The 5,766-nt window shown below is 44.3% G+C and carries 3 protein-coding genes; 2 read left to right on the top strand and 1 reads right to left on the bottom strand.

Annotated features, from left to right (window positions below):
• Positions 1 to 17: 17 nt before the first annotated feature.
• Positions 18 to 3,041 (bottom strand): DUF1574 family protein, encoded by a 3,024-nt coding sequence (locus CDG77_RS32970; RefSeq protein WP_094333398.1) that lies wholly within the window; start codon positions 3,039 to 3,041, stop codon positions 18 to 20.
• A gap of 428 nt (positions 3,042 to 3,469) precedes the next feature.
• Here CDG77_RS32970 and CDG77_RS32965 point away from each other — a divergent pair, with 428 nt between their 5' ends.
• Both CDG77_RS32965 and CDG77_RS32960 read left to right on the top strand, forming a co-directional pair.
• On the top strand, positions 3,470 to 3,706 hold the full coding sequence (locus CDG77_RS32965) for a hypothetical protein (protein ID WP_094333397.1): 237 nt from the start codon (positions 3,470 to 3,472) through the stop codon (positions 3,704 to 3,706).
• Positions 3,707 to 3,807: 101 nt separating this feature from the next.
• On the top strand, positions 3,808 to 5,766 hold a 1,959-nt coding region (locus CDG77_RS32960), incomplete at its 3' end, for a phosphoenolpyruvate carboxylase (protein WP_190234137.1).

The following is a 5,766-nucleotide window of genomic DNA, read 5'->3' as shown; positions in this document are numbered from 1 at the left end:
CCCCAATCCCCTACTGCTTACTTCACTGGCCAAGGAATCATCGGGTCATTAGCCAGCTTTTTAGAGACTTCGTATGCGCCAAAACGGTTGAGATGGCTGGGATCGGAAAAGTAGTCATTTGCTTTTGGCCACTTTTGGCTTAAATCTCGATAAATAAAGTTGGGATTAGTCGCTAAACGCAACATATATTGCTGAAATTGTTGCTCATATTGTTTACGCACTGGATCTAAATAATCTGCCGTGAGAGGCATGTTAACAAACACTAAGGAAATTTTCTGAGACTGGGTAAACTGAAGCACTTCTTGGAAAGCAGTATCTTGCTGTCCTTCTACTTGGAAAGATTTATAGTCGTTGTCGTAATTTCCAGGAACTCTAGAATGTTTTTGATAGTACCTAGCAGGATTGAAGCGAATAGACAAAGGTAGAAAGCCATCAAAGTCAACTGCCTGCTGAGAAATACTCTCATCTGAAGTCCCATCTGTTAGCTGTTTTTCTGATGCAACTGTCTGACTTCGACCAAGGATAAGCAATTGTTTTTGCAGTAGACTTTTTATTTGGTCGCGGTTTTGATAGCTAGCAGAAACAGATGCTAGAGCCTGATTTAACGACTGGTTGACAGCTTGATATGTACTGACCTCTTGTTTTTCATCGTTGGTTTTTTGTTCTGCTGAATTTACTGTATTCTCTTTCTCTGGCAAATCATTGGTACTTCCAGTTGTTGGTGTTTTTTGAAATGCTTGTTTATAACCGGCTGATGCAGCAAGGGATTTAAAGGTAATATCCTCGCGTCCACCGTTGAAAGCACGCGCACCATCTGCCCAGATTATTATTTTGGGTAGTTCTGATGGTTCCAGCACGTGGCGAATTACAAAGTCTACAACTTGTGCGGTAGCACCGTTGATGCCAAAGTTAAACACGTCAAGATTTGGATAGCCCTGAGTTGCTAAAGCTTTAGAAAGCGCTGCCGGATCTACTCCTCTGAGGGCGCGGGAGGAGCCAATAATTAATACATCTGGCGGAGTACCTGTTCTAGCCAAACGCTGTTTGTACAGTGCTAGTTGTTCGTCTAACTGTCTAACATTGAAACTTGGCATCTGCGATCGCGCTGCTAAAAGAATAGCTGTTGCGGTTGCTTTTTCTTTCAGTGGTGCGGCTGCCAAATTCTTTGTCGGGGTATCATCACTTTGGGTAAATTCCGAAGCATTAAATACAGAACTCTGATTTGGAGGAGATTTTATTTTAGAAGTGTGGCTAAAAAATGTCGTTTTCTGACTCTGAGTTTTCCCAGATGTCAAAGATGTCTTTTGCCCAGAAGATGATGACGGCACAACACTGGCTACTTTTGGCGAACTCGGCGTAGTTTGTGCAATAATTCGACCCAACACCCAATCAGTTTGCAGGGTGAGTAATAATCCCAGTGTTCCCCAAACTAAAGCAATCTTAAGTCCTTGATCGTCAGGGTTTTGTTCTACTGGCTGGTCGCTTTCGGTAAATAGCTGGCTTTTTAACAGGAATTTTTTCGCGGTTGCACTTGCCGTTGCTATCCAATCTCGCGCTACTTCTGTTACAAAACTTTGAACTTCTTCTGTCGTTAAGTCGGGGCGCAAAATTGGCTCACTAGTCTCAGAGGGTACTAAATCATTAACGTATTTAGAAGTAGCAGCGAATTCTGGGGTTGCTTCTGGTACTAGACGTTGGCGATGTTGGAGATCGACACCATAGTGCCAAAAAGGTTCCTTATTCCCAGCCCGGCGACCGTAGATACGTACTCCCATAATACCGGGAATTTTCAAATGGCGGATAAACTGCGTAATTTTACTTGCTACTTGTTGACGACCTGGACAAACAGGCGCATCACATAAAATATGCAGTAAATCATTTTTTTTCAACAGGAGGACGCGAATTCCACCTGTCAATAAACGCCAATCCAGGTCAGGATTGAGTAAACGCTCCAGTAAAAATATGATGGCTGGTTCATCGCCAGTATTTGCCAAATCTAGCGGGGATGTGGCAAAGGCGGGATGGTTTGTGGCGGGTAAAGCTAGCCAATCAATCCAAGTGGGTTGCTTGTCGCCTGCTTTTTGTCCGTATACGGTGGCGGCAAGAATGCCTTGAGGGGCGATCGCTTCTAGCTGGGGGACAATGGCCTTTAAGCACGCTGCTTTGTCTGGAATTGGCGCAGTTCCTAAAGGATCAAAAGCTGGCGTACAAAAGATGTGTAGTGTTGATTCTTTCAGAGAAGCTTGGACAGCAACTTTTAATCCTGATAGTACCTCAGTTAATAATCGGGCGATCGCTTGGATATCACCCCAACGCGCCCATTCTTTCAGCATTACCTCTGGCGGCGTTAAATCCACACGCAGCAGCCAATCCGGGGCAGTTTCGCCCCTTACCTGGGAAACAATTACGGCATCTTGGTAGCCAGAAAGCTTGAGATAACGCAACTTCTGTGCTATTGGTTCAGCAAGCAACGATGCATCGGGGCTATAGCTCGACTGGCAAAATATCCACAGGCGATTTTCTTCTGGCTGAGAGTTCTTTGATGATTTATATGGCTTAATCTTTGCCTGTACTGACACACCTAACGTACTGAGAGTTTCGCTGAGATATCGAGCGATCGCCTCTGGGTTCCCTTGACGTGCCAAACTTTCGTTAGAGACAATTAGCGCCCCACCCGATTGTTTTGATTTTTCTGAATCTGCTAGCAAGGCTTGTTCCACCTGCTCCAGATGTTTATCTATTTGATTCAAGTAAACCCGATGGCACCATTTGGGGCGCTGTTCCCCTTTTCTTCGGCCATAGACAAATACTTGATATATTGAGGTTTGTTCGCTGTTTGTGAGGATATCTAAGTTTGTTTGCTGTAGTGCTTGCAGCAAATCAGACAAAGTACGCCAACGCTGTGGACATTCTGTACCTTCACAAAGAATATGAAGGTCATTTCCCCGTAACCGGACTTTCACCCCAAAAGTGTTGATCCCTGTGGCTTGGCTTACCCATTGCACTAAGGATTGCTGGCGATCTGGTAATACTGTTTTCATGGGAAGTTAACTTTACAGTCAGCGATTGTTGGGGGATAGTGCCTGCACTTGTAAACTAGAACCATAGGTCTATCACACTCTGACGTTTTTTTTTAACAATTTTGTTACCTTCGGAGCTCACAAAATCGGCCAAGATAGTCTTGTACGGGTTGCAAGTCTGACTAATATTGAGTTTTGCGTTTATTTTACTAATAGGGAGTCACAATTCAGAAGTCAGAAGTCAGAATAATTCTATATGACTAACTGATGACTTGTCCTTTAATACCGGATTCGCGTCTACTGCACCTGATGGACGAAACAGACAACAAGTTTATCTCATTTAAAGTCCATCCCTCGATCGTTGGAGTCATCTTAACTCCTAATTTCTGACTACTGTACAGACCCGATTAATCGCGTCTTTACTCATATCCCATAACCAAAAATTAGCAATGCCTCCTGCCAACCAAGAACCCTCAACCAACCCGCCATCCAATCTCGATTTATTTACCATTCCCAAATCGTTCCTTTTACAAATAGGTACAGCGTCTATATTACTGCTGCTAATTACCGGAAAAACCACCGTAAGGGCACTAGAAACCATCGGGGAAGCCAGTGAAGAATTGTTTCGAGGCGATCGCCTACCCATTCTCGACTTCCCAGAGGAGCGCGAAACTAATCAAACTTAGAAAATATACACCAAAAAATTATTTGCTCAGGAATAACCCGATGAGCATTCAGTAGAAAACCTAGAAGCGTAAACAGTAATTAGCTTTACAAGATAGAGAATATGGGTTCCCTTTTATACTCTTCGTCTCAAACTGCGGATATATACCCGGTGTCGGAATTATTTTTGCGTCATCGTCTCCAGGTAGTGGAAGAATTGTGGGAGTCAGTTCTCCGGCAAGAATGCGGTCAAAATATGGTAGATTTGTTGCGGCAGTTGCGCGATTTGTGTTCGCCAGAAGGACAGGCAACAAATGACCAAGCATCCTCAGCCGTCAAATTAATTGAACAACTAAATATCAACGAAGCTATCCGCGCCGCTCGTGCTTTCGCTCTCTATTTTCAGTTGATTAACATCATCGAGCAGGAATACGAGCAACGGCAGCAATTGAGTCGCTATGAGGCAGAAACAGAAGCGACAGAAGCAGAAAGAGCATCTAATGTCAACTATTCGTCCAATCAAAGAGAAAATGACGCGCCTGTTAGCAAGGGACTAGCAGCAGAATTCCTGACTAAGAATTATCTAGAAAAAGCGCCAGTCAAACCAAAAGGGACTTTCGCTGCTTTGTTTCCCTATTTATTCAAATTGAATGTACCACCCCAGCAAATTCAACGTCTAATTGCTCATCTAGATGTCCGCTTAGTTTTCACAGCGCACCCGACGGAAATTGTTCGTCATACTATCCGCGATAAACAGCGACAGGTGGTGCAACTCTTGCAAAAACTGGATGCTTTGGAAAACCATTCTGGTGCTGCATCTGGCGGATATGCTTGGGAAGCAGCAGATGTCCGCGAACAATTACTCGAAGAAATTCGCCTCTGGTGGCGCACTGACGAACTTCATCAGTTTAAACCCACGGTGTTAGATGAAGTTGATTATGCCCTGCACTACTTCCAAGAAGTTTTATTTGATGGCATTCCCCAACTTTATAAACGTTTCAAACACACCTTATCTAGTACCTTTCCTTGGCTAGAACCACCGAGTAAAAACTTTTGCTCTTTCGGTTCCTGGGTAGGCTCAGATAGAGATGGGAACCCATCAGTCACACCAGAAATTACCTGGCAAACAGCTTGCTATCAGCGCAAAATGGTGCTTGGGAGATATATTCAGTCAGTGAAAAATCTGATTGAATTGTTGAGCGTGTCGATGCATTGGAGTGATGTCTTACCAGATTTGCTGGAATCTCTAGAGTTAGATCAGTCCCAGTTGAGTGAGGTATACGACGCGCTAGCGCTGCGTTATCGACAAGAACCATATCGGCTGAAACTGGCTTATGTGCTGAAACGGCTAGAAAATACCCGCGATCGCAATCTGGCTTTGTACAATCGAGAAACGCCAAAAAATCAAGATAGTCCCCTATATCGTTCGGGAGACGATTTTTTAGCAGAACTGCGGATGATTCAGCGCAACTTGACAGAAACAGGTTTAAGCTGTCGAGAATTAGAAAATCTCATCTGTCAAGTAGAAATTTTTGGCTTTAACTTGACACAGCTAGATATTCGTCAAGAATCATCCCGCCATGCCGATGCGCTGGATGAGATACTACAATACCTGCAAATATTACCTCAACCTTACAACGAACTATCTGAAGAGCAAAGAGTCGCTTGGCTCACAGGAGAACTGCAAACCCGTCGGCCGTTAATTCCGGCAGAATTGCCCTTTTCTGAAAAAACCAACGATGTAATTGAAACCTTTCGCATCGTGCGATCGCTGCAACAAGAATTTGGTCTTAACATCTGCCAAACTTACATTATCAGCATGTGCCGCGACGTAAGCGACGTGCTAGAAGTATTACTGTTAGCCAAAGAAGCCAGACTTTTTGACCCCGCGATAGCTGTGGGAACCATTCAAGTTGTCCCCCTATTTGAGACAGTAGAAGACTTACAACGCTCCAGAAGCGTCATGCGGAAACTGTTTGAACTCCCCTTATATCGCGCTTTGTTAGCCGGCGGCTACGAACAGACAAAAGCAGAGCCTGTTGGGGATGAAAATTCATCCCCCCCTGCCTCCCCTGCCTCCCCT

The sequence above is a fragment of the Nostoc sp. 'Peltigera membranacea cyanobiont' 213 genome (assembly GCF_002245975.1).
GTDB lineage: Bacteria > Cyanobacteriota > Cyanobacteriia > Cyanobacteriales > Nostocaceae > Nostoc.
This window is presented reverse-complemented; position numbering and strand designations above follow the sequence as displayed.